The organism is Microbacterium sp. (assembly GCF_051953575.1).
Taxonomy (GTDB): Bacteria; Actinomycetota; Actinomycetes; order Actinomycetales; family Microbacteriaceae; genus Microbacterium.
On record NZ_JBQCIP010000061.1, the window covers coordinates 1 to 14,872 of the forward strand.

Annotated in this window: 16 protein-coding genes and 3 tRNA genes; 5 read left to right on the plus strand and 14 right to left on the minus strand. The window is 69.9% G+C overall.

Annotated features, from left to right (window positions below):
• Positions 1-159 precede the first annotated feature (159 nt).
• From panC to ftsH, 10 genes are read right to left on the minus strand one after another with little or no spacing between them, the layout of a single operon-like run.
• On the minus strand, positions 160-1,005 hold the full coding sequence (gene panC, locus ACTHNQ_RS04380; protein ID WP_440331426.1) for a pantoate--beta-alanine ligase: 846 nt from the start codon (positions 1,003-1,005) through the stop codon (positions 160-162).
• The gene (locus tag ACTHNQ_RS04385; protein ID WP_440331428.1) at positions 1,002-1,715 is read right to left on the minus strand and encodes a DUF2520 domain-containing protein; all 714 of its coding nucleotides are present in this window, start codon (positions 1,713-1,715) and stop codon (positions 1,002-1,004) included. Before ACTHNQ_RS04385 ends, panC begins: the two co-directional genes overlap by 4 nt.
• Positions 1,712-3,508 carry a PH domain-containing protein gene (locus ACTHNQ_RS04390; RefSeq protein ID WP_440331430.1) on the minus strand — a complete coding sequence of 599 codons (1,797 nt, stop codon included), beginning with the start codon at positions 3,506-3,508 and terminating at the stop codon, positions 1,712-1,714. The genes ACTHNQ_RS04385 and ACTHNQ_RS04390 overlap by 4 nt, the downstream gene beginning before the upstream one ends.
• Positions 3,505-4,083 carry a PH domain-containing protein gene (locus ACTHNQ_RS04395; protein ID WP_440331432.1) on the minus strand — a complete coding sequence of 193 codons (579 nt, stop codon included), beginning with the start codon at positions 4,081-4,083 and terminating at the stop codon, positions 3,505-3,507. Before ACTHNQ_RS04395 ends, ACTHNQ_RS04390 begins: the two co-directional genes overlap by 4 nt.
• Positions 4,028-4,522 (minus strand): DUF3180 domain-containing protein, encoded by a 495-nt coding sequence (locus tag ACTHNQ_RS04400; RefSeq protein WP_440331434.1) that lies wholly within the window; start codon positions 4,520-4,522, stop codon positions 4,028-4,030. The genes ACTHNQ_RS04395 and ACTHNQ_RS04400 overlap by 56 nt, the downstream gene beginning before the upstream one ends.
• A complete protein-coding gene (folK, locus tag ACTHNQ_RS04405) occupies positions 4,519-5,073 on the minus strand; it encodes a 2-amino-4-hydroxy-6-hydroxymethyldihydropteridine diphosphokinase (protein ID WP_440331435.1) in 555 nt (184 codons plus the stop codon). Before folK ends, ACTHNQ_RS04400 begins: the two co-directional genes overlap by 4 nt.
• Positions 5,070-5,453 carry a dihydroneopterin aldolase gene (gene folB, locus ACTHNQ_RS04410; RefSeq protein ID WP_440331437.1) on the minus strand — a complete coding sequence of 128 codons (384 nt, stop codon included), beginning with the start codon at positions 5,451-5,453 and terminating at the stop codon, positions 5,070-5,072. Before folB ends, folK begins: the two co-directional genes overlap by 4 nt.
• The gene (folP, locus tag ACTHNQ_RS04415) at positions 5,426-6,262 is read right to left on the minus strand and encodes a dihydropteroate synthase (protein ID WP_440331439.1); all 837 of its coding nucleotides are present in this window, start codon (positions 6,260-6,262) and stop codon (positions 5,426-5,428) included. The genes folB and folP overlap by 28 nt, the downstream gene beginning before the upstream one ends.
• The gene (folE, locus tag ACTHNQ_RS04420; protein ID WP_440331441.1) at positions 6,259-6,849 is read right to left on the minus strand and encodes a GTP cyclohydrolase I; all 591 of its coding nucleotides are present in this window, start codon (positions 6,847-6,849) and stop codon (positions 6,259-6,261) included. Before folE ends, folP begins: the two co-directional genes overlap by 4 nt.
• Positions 6,850-6,856: 7 nt before the next feature.
• Positions 6,857-8,863 (minus strand): ATP-dependent zinc metalloprotease FtsH, encoded by a 2,007-nt coding sequence (gene ftsH / locus ACTHNQ_RS04425; protein ID WP_440331443.1) that lies wholly within the window; start codon positions 8,861-8,863, stop codon positions 6,857-6,859.
• Positions 8,864-9,115: 252 nt separating this feature from the next.
• On the opposite strand from ftsH, the gene ACTHNQ_RS04430 reads away from it, so the two are divergent.
• Complete coding sequence (locus ACTHNQ_RS04430; protein WP_440331445.1) at positions 9,116-9,241, plus strand: hypothetical protein; 126 nt, start codon at positions 9,116-9,118, stop codon at positions 9,239-9,241.
• A gap of 4 nt (positions 9,242-9,245) precedes the next feature.
• Here ACTHNQ_RS04430 and hpt read toward each other — a convergent pair whose 3' ends face one another.
• Together hpt and tilS are read right to left on the minus strand one after the other, a co-directional pair.
• Complete coding sequence (gene hpt, locus ACTHNQ_RS04435; RefSeq protein WP_440331447.1) at positions 9,246-9,797, minus strand: hypoxanthine phosphoribosyltransferase; 552 nt, start codon at positions 9,795-9,797, stop codon at positions 9,246-9,248.
• Between the two features lie 13 nt (positions 9,798-9,810).
• Positions 9,811-10,809, minus strand: a complete 999-nt coding sequence (tilS, locus tag ACTHNQ_RS04440; RefSeq protein ID WP_440331449.1) for a tRNA lysidine(34) synthetase TilS — start codon at positions 10,807-10,809, stop codon at positions 9,811-9,813.
• A gap of 212 nt (positions 10,810-11,021) precedes the next feature.
• Here tilS and ppa point away from each other — a divergent pair, with 212 nt between their 5' ends.
• Entirely contained in the window at positions 11,022-11,555 is a 534-nt protein-coding gene (ppa, locus tag ACTHNQ_RS04445) for an inorganic diphosphatase (RefSeq protein ID WP_440331451.1), read from the plus strand.
• Positions 11,556-11,620: 65 nt separating this feature from the next.
• On the opposite strand, the gene ACTHNQ_RS04450 is transcribed toward ppa, so the two are convergent.
• Positions 11,621-13,024, minus strand: coding sequence for a M23 family metallopeptidase (locus ACTHNQ_RS04450; RefSeq protein ID WP_440331536.1), 1,404 nt, complete (start codon positions 13,022-13,024; stop codon positions 11,621-11,623).
• Positions 13,025-13,245: 221 nt separating this feature from the next.
• Between ACTHNQ_RS04450 and ACTHNQ_RS04455 the strand changes: the two genes are divergently transcribed.
• The 3 genes from ACTHNQ_RS04455 (at position 13,246) to ACTHNQ_RS04465 (ending at position 13,558) form a co-directional block, all read left to right on the plus strand.
• Positions 13,246-13,318: transfer RNA gene (locus tag ACTHNQ_RS04455), tRNA-Glu, on the plus strand.
• A 21-nt stretch (positions 13,319-13,339) separates the two neighbouring features.
• Positions 13,340-13,413: transfer RNA gene (locus tag ACTHNQ_RS04460), tRNA-Asp, on the plus strand.
• A 72-nt stretch (positions 13,414-13,485) separates the two neighbouring features.
• Positions 13,486-13,558, plus strand: a tRNA-Phe gene (locus ACTHNQ_RS04465).
• Between the two features lie 95 nt (positions 13,559-13,653).
• On the opposite strand, the gene ACTHNQ_RS04470 is transcribed toward ACTHNQ_RS04465, so the two are convergent.
• Positions 13,654-14,769, minus strand: a complete 1,116-nt coding sequence (locus tag ACTHNQ_RS04470) for a tyrosine-type recombinase/integrase (protein ID WP_440331453.1) — start codon at positions 14,767-14,769, stop codon at positions 13,654-13,656.
• Positions 14,770-14,872 lie beyond the last annotated feature (103 nt).

Sequence of the window (14,872 nt, forward strand, 5' to 3'; positions counted from 1 at the left end):
CTGCTCGAAGACGTCTTCTTCGGTCGGCTCGGCGGGCGTGGTCGTGTCGGTCACGAGATGGGCTCCTCGGTGGGGTGTTCTCCGCAGAACGCGGACCCGACGAGTCTACCGAGGGCCGTCTCGGGGCTCGCTGAGTCCCACAGCGAGCGGGTGCGGCGGTCAGCCGAGGTAGATCTCGGCGTTGTCGATGAACCGGTGACCGGCGACGGTCGCCGCGATGAGCGCCAGCGCCGGCCCCTGCGAGCCCTCGTCGGCCGGCAGGAACGTCTGCGGATCGACGACGCTCAGGTACTCCAGCCGGATGCGAGGCTCGCCCATGAGCGTGGACTGGGCGGCGGCGATGCATGCGTCGATGCCGCGGTCGGCATTCGCGGCGGCCGCATCCAAGGCCGCGGGCAGCAGCGCCGCGGCGACGAGGTCGCGCTCGTCGAGCATGCCCACCCTCGTCGAGACCGGCAGGCCGTCGTCGCGGCGGACCGTCTGCACGGTCGCGACCTCGACGTCGAAGCAGAGGTCGCGGATCATCCGCCGCACAAGGAACACTCGCTGCCGATCGCGCTCCCCGTAGACCGCGACGTCGGGGCGGACGAGGTTCAGGAGCTTCGCCTCGACCGTCAACAGTCCGTCGAAGTAGAACGGCCGGGCACGTCCCTCGTAGCGCAGTCCGAGATCGCCGGCGCTGACCTTCGTCGTCGCGCTGCCGTGGGGCAGGAGTTCGCCTGCGTCTGGCGCGAACACGATGTCGACGCCGAGCGACTCGAGCAGCTTCTCGTCCTCGTCGGGCGTCCGCGGGTATGCCGCGTGCTCGGCCGCGGTCGCGAACCGCAGGGGGTTGACGAACACCGAGACGACGACGACGTCGGCCAGCTCGCGTGCACGGTCCACGAGGTCGATGTGGCCGTCGTGCAGCGATCCGATCGTCGAGATGAGGGCGACCCGCGCTCCCGGGGCCGCGGCGCGGATCTCGGCGAGGCGGGCCCGAAGGGCGTCGACGGTGCTGATCATCCTTGGATCGTAGCGGTGGGATCGATCGGCGGACCCGACCCCGCCTCGCTCAACGCGTGATCGACCGTGGTGTGGACGAGGGCGCGCAGGTACGCGCCCGGGAACGGCACTCCCGCCTCCGCCAGCAGCCCTGTCGACTGGCGCACGATCGAACGCGAGAACTCGCTCGCCGTCGCGATCGCCTCCGCGTACAGCGGCCGGGCGGTCTCGTCGACCACGACCGGCTCGCATCCGAGCTCGACGGCGAGCGCCTGCGCGATGGGCAGCACCGGCCCCGGCGCCGTCACCGCGGCGTACGCGCCCGTCAGCGCGCGGAAGTCCATCGACGTTCCGCTGAACTCGATCGCAGGGTGCACCGCGAGCGGGATGGCGCCCTTCGCCACAGCGGGAGCGAGGATGCCGGTCCCCCAGGCGGGATCGGTGTGCAGCACGAGCTGCCCCGGCTGCCACGCGCCGACGTCGGCGAGACCCGCGACCAGCCCCTCGAGCTGGTCGTGGGGCACGGCGACGATCACGAGCTCGCTGCGGCGCGCGACCTCCGTCGCGTCGAGCACGGGCACTCTTGGCAGGATCGCCTCCACCCGCTCCGGGTCGGAACCTGCCGTGACGCCCACCACCGCGTGCCCGGCGCCACCGAGCGCGGCCGCGAGCACCGGACCGACCCGTCCGGCGCCGATGATGCCGACGCCCAGCCTGCCGTCGCGTGTCATGAGGGGCGCTCCGTGGGGTCGGCGGGTCGGGCGGTGGGTGGGGCGGGCGGGAGCGAGGGCTCTGAGGGCGCGGGCAGCGCCGCAGCCGGGTTCGCGGGCGCAGCCGTCGGCGTCGGTGAGTCTCCGGACGGCACGGGCCCGGCAGGTGGGCTCGTGGGCGCCTCGGCCGCCATCGGCGCTGGGGCTGCGCCATCCCCCTCGTCCTGCGCCCAGCGATGGGTGCGATCGGACTGCGCCGCACGCACCGAGGCTCGCGCGACGTCGTCGAACAGCCGCAGCGCGACGTCGCGGTCGATCGCCGCCAGGAATGGTGTGACCGGCCCCTGCACGACGTGCGCACGCCCGTTCGTGACGCCGCTGAGGCGATCGAGAGGACCCTGATACAGCCCGAAGCTCTGCAGGCGGGCGAGCGGCAGGATCACGATCTTGCGCCACACGACCCCGCGCCGCAGCAGCAGTTCGTCGTCGGTCAGCAGGAACCCGTTCCGCCGGTACGAGAGGGGACGGATCCACCACGCCCGGCGGGGCGTGTTCGTGAACGCGTCGTCCGCGGTCGGGCCGAACATCCCCTGCTGCACCACGAGACCGCGCTCCTGCTCGGTCATCGCCGGCTGCACGAGCCGCAGCACCCGCTCGACGTCGGCCACCGTGCCGACGGGGAGCACCGTCGTGAAGTCGTCGTTGCTGCCGTCCGAGGCGCTGCGCCCCGTGAGGCGGTTGATGCGGATCGTCCACCATCCGGCCGGGCGCCACATGATGGGCTGCGTGACCTCGACGGCGTGCACACGGCCGGGCGGCAGGATCTCGGTGATCGTCGTCGTCAGTCCGTAGGTGATGCGCACGCCATCGGGCGTCGGCGCGATCGAGTACCGCAACGATTTGAAGATCGAACGCACCCAGTAGGCGCCGAAACCGATGATCGCCGGCACGAAGCCGAACAGCATCCACGTGACGCCCTGGCTGACGCCGACCACGATCGCGACGACCGCGAAGATCAGGCCGATCGTCGACATGCTGAGGATGTGGGATGCCACCAGCCGGCCGAGCGGGATGTGCACGACGGACTCGGGCTCGCCGACGGGGGCCTCAGACCCCTCGATGATCCCGGCGAGCTCGCGGCTGACCGTGAGCCCGAGCGCCGCGGTGCGGCTGGCCGGGCGCTGCCCCTCGCCGGGGGCGGCGGCATCCGCGAGCCGGCGACCGGACGCGAGGCGCAGGATGTCGGCGCGCACCGCCTCGGCGTTCGCCGTCGAGAGGTACTCGAGCTTGACGTTGGCCGACATGCCGGCGCCCACGACCTCGAGCTTGGCCATGCCGAGCAGCCGGGCGATCATCGGGCGCGTGAGGTTCACGCCCTGCACGCGGTCGAGCGGAGCCCGCCGCTGCGTGCGGAAGAGGATGCCGCTGCGCACCTCGACGTCGTCCTCGGTGATGCGGAACGTGTGGAACCGCCACGAGGTGTAGAACACCGCGACGAGGATGATCAGCACGGCGAGCACCGACAGCGCGGCCAGCACATACAGGTTGTTCGCGATCACGAAGTCGACCGGGTCGCCCCCCATCTCCTCCCACTCGACGACCTCGTCGCCGACGCCGGGCGCCAGCCACGGCAGGAAGATGTACAGCAGGCGGTCGCGCAGATTCGAGAAGACGATGCCGATCACGACGAGCAGGAAGAGCCCGCCCCGCAGCAGCGGCGTCAGCGGGTGCAGTCGATGCCATTCGCCGTCGCTGAGTGGCGAGCGGACCAGCTGCGGCGGTGGCGCAGCCGGCGGCGGGACGGGAACGGTCATAGCCCCGTGCGCCGGCTCTCGGCGACCTCGATGAGGTGATCGCGGAGCGTCTCGGCCGTCGTCTGGGCCAGCCCGGGGATCACGACGCCGGTCGCGGCGGCGGCCGTCACGAACTTGAGCTGGGCGATGCCGAAACCGCGGTCGAGCGGCCCGTGCGAGATGTCGATCAGCTGCATGCGCCCGTACGGCACGGCGACGAAGCGCTGCCACAGGATGCCCCGGCGGAAGACGAGGTCGTCCTCACGCAGGCGGTACCCGATCGCGCGCGCCTGGCGCGGCAGGATCGCCAGCGTCCAGATCTGGATGACGGCCAGCACGCCGCCGACGATCCACGGCCACTGCAGGTCGAGCACGAGAGTCAGGACGAGGGTCGCGACCACCACGATCGCCAGGATCGAGCCGTGCGTGATGAGCTGCACCGTCACATACTTGGGCGAGATCTGGTGCCACACCCCGCCTTCGAGCACGAGCCGGTTCTCGGACTTCGGCTCGACGATCCTCTCGAACGAGGCCTGGTCGTCAGTGGCTCTTGAGGCGGGGTTCGAGTCCGGAATCATCTCCGGGCTGTTCGTCATCGTCGTCCTTCCGGATGGTGCACAGTTGCTCGGCGACGAGTCCGGCGGCGACCAGCACGGCACCGCACACGGTCGTCGCGATGACCGTTCCCCACGAGCCTATCGACGGCGTGACCGGCCGGGTCGCGAGGAAGATCCACAGGCCGCCGCCGAGTCCGCCGATCGCGGCGCCGACGATGCTGGACGCCTTCGCCAGCATCGCGATGCGCAGCGCGCGGAACGGATTCACCGCCGCCTTCGACGTGCCCCGCGTGGCCCGCCGGATGGGCACGGCCAGCGCGATCACGATCGCGCCGAGCAGCACCAGCAGGATCGGGAGAGTCACCGCGGGCGTGAAGGTCGAGCGGCCGGCGGACGTCAGGACCTGGTCGATCAGGAACCCCACGGCGGCCCCCAGGACCGCGGCGACGATGAGGACTCCGGCACCCGTGCGCTTCATCCGTCGCCTCGCAGCCTGCGCAGCGCTTCGTCGACGCGCCCGACGCCCGGCAGCGTGGCATCCGGGTCGACGGCCAGCCACGGGCCCAGCACGAAGTCGCGCTCGGCGGCGCGCGGGTGGGGCAGCAGCAGTCGCGGGTCGTCGCTGACCACGTCGCCGTAGGCGATGAGGTCGAGGTCGAGCAGGCGGTCCTCCCAGCCGGGCTCGAGCGCCGAGCGCTCGGCGGAGCGCACGCGGCCGTGGCGGCGCTCGATCGCGTGCAGGTAGTCCAGCAGCACCGACGGCGCCAGCCGCGTCGTGAGGACGGCGACGGCATTCAGGTAGGCCGGGGCCGCGGCATCCCTCCCCTCGGGCTTCAGCGCGATCGACTCGACAGGCTCCGAGGCCCGCACCTCGTCGACCAGCGGCAGGCGGGCGAGGTCGACGATCGCCGCCGCCATGGTCTCGGCGCGGTCGCCCAGGTTGGCCCCGATCGCCACCACGGCCTCGACGGGCGCGTGCGGATGCCGCTCGGCGTCGCCGTCGAAGCCCTGTGCGAGCCGCCGGTTCATGCGCCCACCCCGAAGCCCTCGCCGCGCCGGATCGTCACCGACACGTCGGCGAAGGGCACCGTGATCGGCGCCTGCGGCTTGTGGATCGTGACCGACACTCCCTGCACCAGCGGGTGCGCGAGCAGATCGTCGGCGACGCGCGCGGCGACGCCCTCGATGAGGTTCAGGGGTTCACGCCCGACGAGCTCGACGATCCGCTCGGCGACCTCGCCGTAGTGGACCGTGTCGAGGACGTCGTCGGATGCCGCCGCCGGCGCCGTGTCGACGAAGAGGGTGGCGTCGACCACGAACTCCTGTCCGTCGCGCCGCTCGTCGGCGAATACGCCGTGGTGACCGAAGGCCCGCACACCGGTCAGCGTGATCTGGTCGAGGGGTCCCATGCCGTTCCTTCCTCCCAGCTGCGGGCGATGAGAAGAGCATCGCGTGTACCCGCGACATCGTGGACGCGGACGGCCCACGCGCCCGACTGTGCGGCCAGCACGCTCGTGACGGCCGTCGCGAGATCGCGGCGGCACTCGTCGACGCCCGCAGGGTCGGCCGACAGCGCCTCGGCCAGGAACCGCTTGCGACTCGTGCCGACGAGCACCCGCGAGCCCGGTCCGACGAGTCGTTCCAGCCCGCGCAGGACGGCCCAGTTCTGATCGCCGCGCTTGCCGAAGCCGACTCCGGGATCGAGGATCACGCGGGACGGGGCGATGCCGACGGATGCCGCGCTCTCGACCCGTTCGCGCAGCTCGCCGATCACCTCGCCGATGACGTCGGCGTACTCGGCGCGGGCGTACATGTCGGTGGAGTGCCCGCGCCAGTGGCCGAGCGCGATGTCGGCGTCGGTGGGGGCGATCGCCGCGAGCATGTCGGGATCGGCGAGGCCGCCTGACACGTCGTTGACGATCCGCGCGCCGGCCTCCACGGCCAGGACGGCGGTGGACGCGTTCATCGTGTCGATGCTGACGGGGATGCCGGCCTCGGCGAGGGCGCGGACGACAGGCATGACCCGCTCCTGCTCGACCCGGGGGTCGACGCGCTCGGCGCCCGGACGGGTCGACTCTCCCCCGACGTCGAGGATGTCGGCGCCCTGCGCGCGCAGCAGCAGGCCGTGCTCGACGGCGGCGTCGGCATCCGCATACCGTCCGCCGTCGCTGAACGAGTCGGGCGTGACGTTCACGATCCCCATGATCCGGGTGGTCATGAGCGGGCCGCTCCGATCAGGGCGACGATCTCGGTGCGGGCGGCGGGCTCGGCGAACTCGCCGCGCGCGGCGATCGTGACCGTCGAGGCGTCCGTCTGGCGCCCGCCGCGCATCGTCACGCACTCGTGGGTCGCATCGAGGACGACGAGCACGCCGCGGGCGTCGAGGGACCCCGCGATGACGTCGGCGATCTGCTCGCCCAGCCTCTCCTGGACCTGCGGGCGCGACGACAGGATCTCGACGACCTTGGGCAGCGCGCCCAGACCGACGACCTGCTCGCCCGGCAGATACGCGATGTGCGCGTGTCCGCGGAACGGCAGCAGGTGGTGCTCGCACACCGAACGGAACAGCACGTCCCGCAGGATCACCGCGCCCGAGGGCAGCGTGTCGGGTGCCGGGCCCCGCGACACCGAGATCGTGTGGGCGAGCGGGGCAGCGGCATCCTCTCCCACGCCCGCGAAGAACTCGGCGTACGCGTCGGCGACCCGCTGGGGCGTCTGCCTCAGTCCGGGGCGTTCCGGGTCTTCACCGATCGCCTCGAGGAGCTCGCGCACCAGCGCGGCGACACGGTCACGGTCGACGGCCACGGCGGGCTCAGGCGGTCGCGGGACGCGCCTGCCCCGAGGGGCGGCGCTTCGCGGCCTTCTCGGCCGTCGCCTGCTCGGCCTCGACGCTCGCGGCGAGACCCGCCTCATCGCGACGCTGCGGCACCTCGACCGGGGGCAGCTCCGAGACCGGGCGCTGCTCGCTCGACAGCCACTGCGGGCGCGGAGGGAGGCGCTTGACGTCCTTGAAGATCTCGGCGAGCTCCAGGTGGTCGAGCGTCTCGTTCTCGAGCAGCGCGAGGGCCAGCTTGTCGAGGATGCCGCGGTTGTCGTTGATGACCTGGTAGGCCTCGTTGTGCGCCTGCTCGATGAGGTCGCGGACCTGCGAGTCGACGCGCTCGGCGACGCGCTCCGAGAAGTCGCGGCCGTGGCCCATGTCGCGGCCCATGAAGACCTCGCCCGAGGACTGGCCGAGCTTGACCGGACCGATGTCGCCGGTCATGCCGTACTCGGTCACCATCTTGCGCGCGATGTTGGTCGCCTTCTCGATGTCGTTCGACGCTCCCGTGGTCGGGTCGTGGAACACGATCTCTTCGGCGACGCGGCCGCCCATGGCGTAGGTGAGCTGATCCTGCAGCTCGTTGCGCGTGACGGAGTACTTGTCGTCGAGCGGGAGCACCATCGTGTAGCCGAGGGCCTTGCCGCGGGGCAGGATAGTGACCTTGGTCACCGGATCGGTGTGGTTCATCGCCGCCGCGGCGAGAGCGTGGCCGCCCTCGTGGTACGCCGTGATGAGCTTCTCCTTGTCCTTCATCACGCGCGTGCGGCGCTGCGGACCGGCGATGACACGGTCGATGGCCTCATCGAGCGCGCGGTTGTCGATCAGCTGCGCGTTCGAACGCGCGGTGAGCAGGGCGGCCTCGTTGAGCACGTTGGCGAGGTCGGCACCGGTGAACCCAGGGGTCTTACGGGCGACCACCTCGAGGTCGACGCCGTCGGCCAGCGGCTTGCCGCGGCCGTGCACCTCGAGGATCTTCTGGCGGCCCTTGAGGTCGGGCGCGTCCACGCCGATCTGACGGTCGAAGCGGCCCGGACGCAGCAGCGCCGGGTCGAGGATGTCGGGACGGTTGGTCGCCGCGATGACGATGACGTTCGCCTTGGGGTCGAACCCGTCCATCTCGACGAGCATCTGGTTGAGCGTCTGCTCGCGCTCGTCGTGCCCGCCGCCGAGGCCGGCACCGCGGTGACGGCCGACCGCGTCGATCTCGTCGATGAAGATGATCGCCGGCGCGTTGTCCTTGGCGTTGTTGAACAGGTCGCGCACGCGGCTCGCGCCGACACCCACGAACATCTCGACGAAGTCGGAGCCCGAGATCGAGTAGAAGGGAACGCCCGCCTCACCGGCGACCGCCCGCGCGAGCAGGGTCTTGCCCGTTCCGGGAGGGCCGTACAGCAGCACGCCCTTCGGGATGCGGGCGCCGACGGCCTGGAACTTCGACGGGTCCTTCAGGAAGTCCTTGATCTCTTCGAGCTCTTCGATCGCCTCGTCCGAGCCCGCGACGTCCTGGAACGTGACCTGCGGCATCTCCTTGGTGACGAGCTTGGCCCGGGACTTGCCGAACTGCATGACCTTGCTGCCGCCGCCCTGGGCGCTGGACAGCAGGAACCAGAACAGCAGGCCGAGCAGCAGCATCGGCAGCAGCAGCGAGAGGAAGCCGTCGAACCACGTCGCGCGCGGCACCTCGTCGTTGAAGCCGTCCTTGGGGTCGGCCGCGTTGATCGCGTCGACGACCTCATCGGCACGGGCGGTGACGTAGTAGAACTGCACGTCGCTCGCGCCTTCGTACTCCTTCGAGAGCTTCATGTCGACACGCTGGTCGCCGTCGGTGTTGACCACCTCGGTGACGGTGTCGCCCTTGAGCAGCTCGAGACCCTCCTGCGTCGAGATCTGCTTCGCGCCGTTCAGGCTCGAGATGAGCGAGAACCCCACGATGAGAAAGATCCCGATGATCAGGACGTAGAAGAGCGGATTGCGAGTGATCTTCTTGAAGTCCATGGTGCGGGCCCGAGCCCGATCCCTTTCGTCGACGACCCGCCGCGGGACCGATTACCCCCGTCGACGGTTGTTTCAGGGTAGCGCGGGCTTCCTAGGCGGCGTCTGTGCATTCGCCCCGGGCGTAATCCCAAGCGGCCGGTAGTTTGGGGTGAGACGCGCACGAGGCAACGTCGAGGAGGACTCCGTGCTCCAGCGGCAGCATCCGCTCAGCCGCTGCCGGCGCCCTGCGACGAGATCCCGGGAACCCTCGTCGTGCTGGACGCGGGCGATGCCACCGCGCCGATCACCGTCGAACTGGACGGATGCCGCCGACTCGTCGTCGACAACGTCACGACGTACGCGGCGCCCGTGGCGCTCGTGGAGCTGCTCGCCGGGTGACCCGTCAGCTGTACACGTGCGGTGCGAGCACCGCGACGTCGCGCAGGTTGCGGTACTTCTCGGCGTAGTCGAGGCCGTACCCGACCACGAACTCCGTCGGGATGTCGAATCCGACGTACTTGCAGTGCACCTCGACCTTCGCGGCCTCGGGCTTGCGGAGGAGTGCGAACACCTCGACGGAAGCGGCACCGCGGGCGGTGAAGTTCTCCAGCAGCCAGCTGAGCGTGAGGCCGGAGTCGATGATGTCCTCGACGATGAGCACGTGCTTGCCGAGGATGTCGGTGTCGAGGTCCTTGCGGATCTGCACCACACCGCTGGACTTCGTGCCGGCGCCGTACGACGACACCGCCATCCAGTCCATCGTCACGTGCTTCTTGAGGGACCGGGAGAAGTCGGCCATGACCATGACCGCCCCCTTGAGCACCCCCGCGAGCAGCAGATCCTTGCCCTCGTAGTCCGCGGCCACCTGCGCCGCGATCTCGTCGAGCTTGGCTCGGATCTCTTCCTCGGTGACGAGGACTTCGTTGATGTCGCTGGAAACGTCGGCCGCGCGCATGGAGAGAGTCTATTCAGCCCGCAGCTGAGAACTCGATGCGCCCGCCGACGCGACGTGCGCGGCATCCCGGCAGGTCGATGGGGCCCTGCCCCGACCAGTCCGTCGCGAGCCGTGCGACTTCAAGGGTCTGCGAACGCGTGAGGCTCTGGTGGAACTCGCTGGCCACCACCAGCCGGATGATCCGGTTGCGCAACGCGGCCGGATTCGCCGCCAATGCCGCCGCCGACACCGAGATGCCCGCCTCGGCGTGCTCGACGATGTCTTCGATCGTCTCGTCGATCATCTCGTCGAAGGCCGCCGCGTCTTCGCGCAGCTGCGCGGCCGTCCGGGCGAGCGCCTCGGCGATCCCCGGCCCGAGCTCGGCCTCGAGCACGGGCAGCACCCTCTCGCGCACCCGCACGCGCGCGAAGCGCGGGTCCGAGTTGTGCGGATCGTCCCACGGCACGAGCCCCTCGGCGGCGCAGGCCGCGCGAGTGGTCGTGCGCCGCACGCCCAGCAGGGGGCGCAGCAGCGGGATGTCGAGAAGAACGGATGCCTCGGCCATGCCCTGCAGGCTGGTCGCGCCGGAGCCGCGCGCGAGGCCGAGCAGCACCGTCTCGGCCTGGTCGTCCAGGGTGTGCGCCGTGAGGATCGCCGTCGCGCCGATGTCGGATGCGGCCTGGCGCAGCGCCTCGTACCTCGCCTCGCGCGCTGCCGCCTCAGGACCGCCCGCGGCGCCCACCTCCACGCGCACGACGCGGGGCTCGAGCCCCAGGGCCTCGGCCGTCGCGGCGGCAGCGGCGGCGGCATCCGCCGATCCGTCCTGCAGACCGTGGTCGACCGTCACCGCGACGGCGCGCACGCCGTGCTTGGGCGCCTCGAACGCGGTCGCGGCGGCCAGCGCGAGCGAATCGGCGCCGCCCGACAGCGCCACCACGACGACGGCGCCGGGGTCGAGGACGGCCAGTGCCTGGCGCACGGCCAGACGCACCTCGGCGACGGCGGGGTCCAGTCCGGGTCTGCGCTCGTCCACGGCTCCACGGTAGCGGTGGCCCGCGGCGGGTACACGATCGGTCGATCCGCGAATCGTGCACCACCGCAGGCACAGGGGCGCCGCACGACCGTTCGCCCCGGCGCGTGTGGTGATCAGGCCACCCAGTGCCTGCATTCGTGCCCGTTTCAGCGCGTGACCGGACCGGGAACTAGGCTTGTCGCGGCATCCCTGTCTTCCGAAGGAGCACCACTATGGGCGCGTACGACGCCGTCATCGAGATTCCCCGCGGCAGCCGCGTGAAGTACGAGGTCGACCACGGCACCGGCCGTGTGTTCCTCGACCGCATCCTGTACACGCCGATGGGATACCCCACCAACTACGGGTTCTTCGAGAACACCCTCGGCGAGGACGGCGACCCGCTCGACGTGCTCGTGATCCTGGACGTCGACCTGGCGCCCGGCATCCTCGCGAGCGTCCGCCCGGTCGGCGTGCTCAAGATGAGCGACGAGGCGGGCGGCGACGACAAGGTCGTGGCCGTGCTCGCCAAGGACCCCCGCTGGGCGCACATCCAGGACGTCGGCGACATCTCCGAGTACCTGCAGAAAGAGATCGCGCACTTCTTCGAGCACTACAAGGACCTCGAGCCCGGCAAGTGGGTCAAGGTCGACGAGTGGGCGGACGCCGCCGAGGCCGAGCGCCTGGTCGGCGAGGCGTTCGACCGCTTCAAGGAGCACGAGGGCCAGACGCTGACCCAGGGTGAGGGCATCGCGCCGAACACGCTCTGACGAGAGACAGAAGGAGAGGTGGATGCCAGGCACCCGGCATCCACCTCTCCTTCGTTGTCAGGGGGTCAGACCGAGATGCCGCGAGCCGCCATGAACGGAACCGGATTGACGGTGCCGCCGTTGACGTAGACCTCGAAGTGGCAATGGCAGCCGAAAGAGCGACCGGTGTTACCTTCGCTCGCGATCAGCTGCCCGGCCGACACCCACTGGCCGACGCCGACGAAGATGCCGCCGTTGCGGATGTGGCCGTAGCCGGTTCCGATGCCGCCGCCGTGGTCGATCTTGACGTAGTTCCCGTAGCCGCCGTTGTAGCCGGCGTAGACTACGCGGCCCGCGGAGGCCGCGTAGATCCCGGCGCCGCATCCTGCGGCGAGATCGACGCCCGCGTGGAATGTGCTGGCGCATCCCTGGCTGCCGCACTGGCTCGATCGCCAGCCGTAGCCCGAGCTCTGCCAGCCGGACGACGGTCGAGCCCAGCCGGAGCCGACGACGGTACCTCCGCCTCCGCCTCCACCGCCTCCGCCTCCACCGCCGCCTCCGCCACCAGCTGCGGCCGCTTCCGCAGCGGCCTGGGCGGCGGCTGCGGCGGCCGCAGCGGCAGCGGCTTCCTGCTCCTTGCGAATGCGCTCGCCCTCCTGGTACTCCGCGATCGTCTTCGCCGTGGTGTCCTGCAGCGCTGCGAGCTGTGCTTGAAGTTCGCCCTTCTTCGCGTTCTGCGTGTCGAGCGCAGCCTGTGCGGCATCGGCGGCCTGCTGAGCGGCGATCATCTTCTGTTCGGCGATCTTCTGCAGCCTGTCGCGCTCCGTGCGCTGCACGGCAGCCTGGTCGCTGAGACTCTGGGCCGAGTCGCGCGCGGTGACCGCCTGGGCGTAGAGATCCTGGTTGCGCTCGACGAGCTTGTCCATCGTGCCCAGGCGCGTGAGCAGATCATCGGTTCCTGCGGCCGATCCCGAGAAGAACAGCTCCATCGACGTGTCGTCGCCGCCGTTGCGGTACAGCTGTGCGGCGACACGACCCGCCTTGGTGGCGGCGTCGTCCGCCGCCGCCGCCTGCTCGTCGGCCTGCCGCTGCAGTTCGTCGGCACGCCATGCGGCGACGAAGAACTCCTGCTGCGCGGCATAGAACTCGTCGCCGGCCTGCTTGGCCAGCTGCTGCTTCGCGGCGACGTCCGCTTCGAGTCCCGCGATGAGGTTCTGGATGTTCGTGATCTCGGCGGCTTTGGCGGCCTCGTTGTTCTTCGCGGCCTGCACGTCGTCCCACGACGGATAGTCGGCGGCGAACGCCCTGCTGCCGAACGGGCTGACGGCGGCGCCGAACGCGCTCAGCGCGGCGACTCCGAGGATGCCGAGACCGAGCGCCGAGCGGCGGTTCATCTGCGGCCACAGCCGCTTCTGCTCGGCGGGCGACGGTGCGCATCCGCAGTCAGGGGCGGGCTCGTCGGAAGCCTTCACGGTGACGTTGTCGGACAGCACGGGTCCTCCCCTCGCGACGTCAGCGTTTTCACACTAGCAACATGAGTAACATGCGCAACCCCCAGCTCCGCATGGCGAATACCGCCTTCGGGGAGCGGTCACCCCGCCAGTGTCCCCCCCGGATCGGGGGTTCCACAAGGGCGCCACGCGCTCGATTGGTGTTTTGGCAGATGTTTACGTATGCTTGGTCCTCGGCAGTGAGCCCCTGAGGTTCACCCGGCCCCATCGTTTAGCGGCCTAGGACGCCGCCCTTTCACGGCGGTAGCACGGGTTCGAATCCCGTTGGGGTCACGCCCACAACTAAATAAGCATGGCCCTGTAGCGCAGTTGGTTAGCGTGCCGCCCTGTCACGGCGGAGGTCGCGGGTTCAAGTCCCGTCAGGGTCGCTCCGAGCGACGGGCCCTTTTCTTGAAGAGGGCCTTTCGTCTAGGAAGCGGCAGATCTTGTATGTGCCGCTCGGCTCTGTAGCTCAGTTGGTAGAGCGTTCGACTGAAAATCGAAAGGTCACCGGATCGATGCCGGTCGGAGCCACTGAAACCCTCTCCTAGCTTCTACATGGAGGGGGTTTCTTCTTTTCCGCGGAATTACGCGGATCCTGGGCCGTGTTCGAGACAGGATCGACGGGCTCAACCGCGATCTGGAGGCGCCTCAGGCGGCGCACCGGAGCTGTCATCGTAGGGTTTTGCCCACGGTTTGCCCACGAATGAATCACGGGCTGCCCGATCGAGCGCGATCGAGACAGACGTCAGGTCCTCCGGAAAGAGGTCGGCGTAGACGTCGAGAGTCATCGCGGCCGACGCGTGCCCGAGCATCCGCTGCAGGATCTTCACGTTCGCGCCAGCGGAGATCGCGAGGCTCGCGGCCGTGTGGCGCAGGTCGTGCGGGGTGATCTGCGGGAAGCCGTTGGGTGATGCGAGGTGAAGCCGAGCGACCGCCGGACCGAACACTCGGCGCCGGAAGTTGCCTCCGCGGAGCACTGCGCCGGCGCTCGTGGAGAAGACGAGGTCGTACCGCCGCCCGCTGACGACGTGGTCGCTCATTCCCTCGTCCAGGAGGGAGGGGTACGGGACAGTGCGCTGTTCGTGCGCCTTCGGCGAGCCCCACACCAGCGTGCCGCGAACGTCGGCGACCGCCCTCCGTACGTGAACGATGCGATTCGCAAGATCCATATCCGCCGGGCGCAGGGCCGCCAACTCACCCCAGCGCAGACCGCTGTAGGCGAGGAACCGAATGAGCGTGCTCCACTCGGCGGTCTCGTCAGCGAGCGCGCGTACCTGAGCGTGACTCAGATACTGACGCTCTGATTTCGACAGCCGCGGGAGCTCGATGTCAGCAGCGACGTTGCGTGCGAGTCGCCCATCGCGCACGGCGAAGGCCAGCGCTCCGGACAACACAAGGTACACCTGACGCGTGGACGACGCGGAGAGTGTCGTGGAAAGGCACGCGACCCAAGACTGGACTCCGGCGTGGTCGATGTCGACGATGCGAACGCCACCCCACTCGGGCAGCACATGTTTGTCGAGCGAGTTGCGGTAACCGGACCGCGTCGTCGGCTTCACGCGGATCTTGCTGGCATACCAGGCCTCCGCGACCTCCGAGAGGCGCACCCGGGAACGAGTCGGATCTACCCACTCCCCGCGGAGCTTCGACGTTTCGACCGTAGCGAGAAAGTTCTGAGCCTCCCGCTTGGTGCGAAACCCACGCTTGTCAGTCTGTTTGTTGTCCGGACGGCGGTAGCGCACCCTGTACCGGCGGCCCGACTTCGACTCGTAGGACTCGACGCTTCCCCATGTGCACAGCGTAGCTCGCTCATGTTGAATGCATACAGAGTTAAGCAGCTTGGCC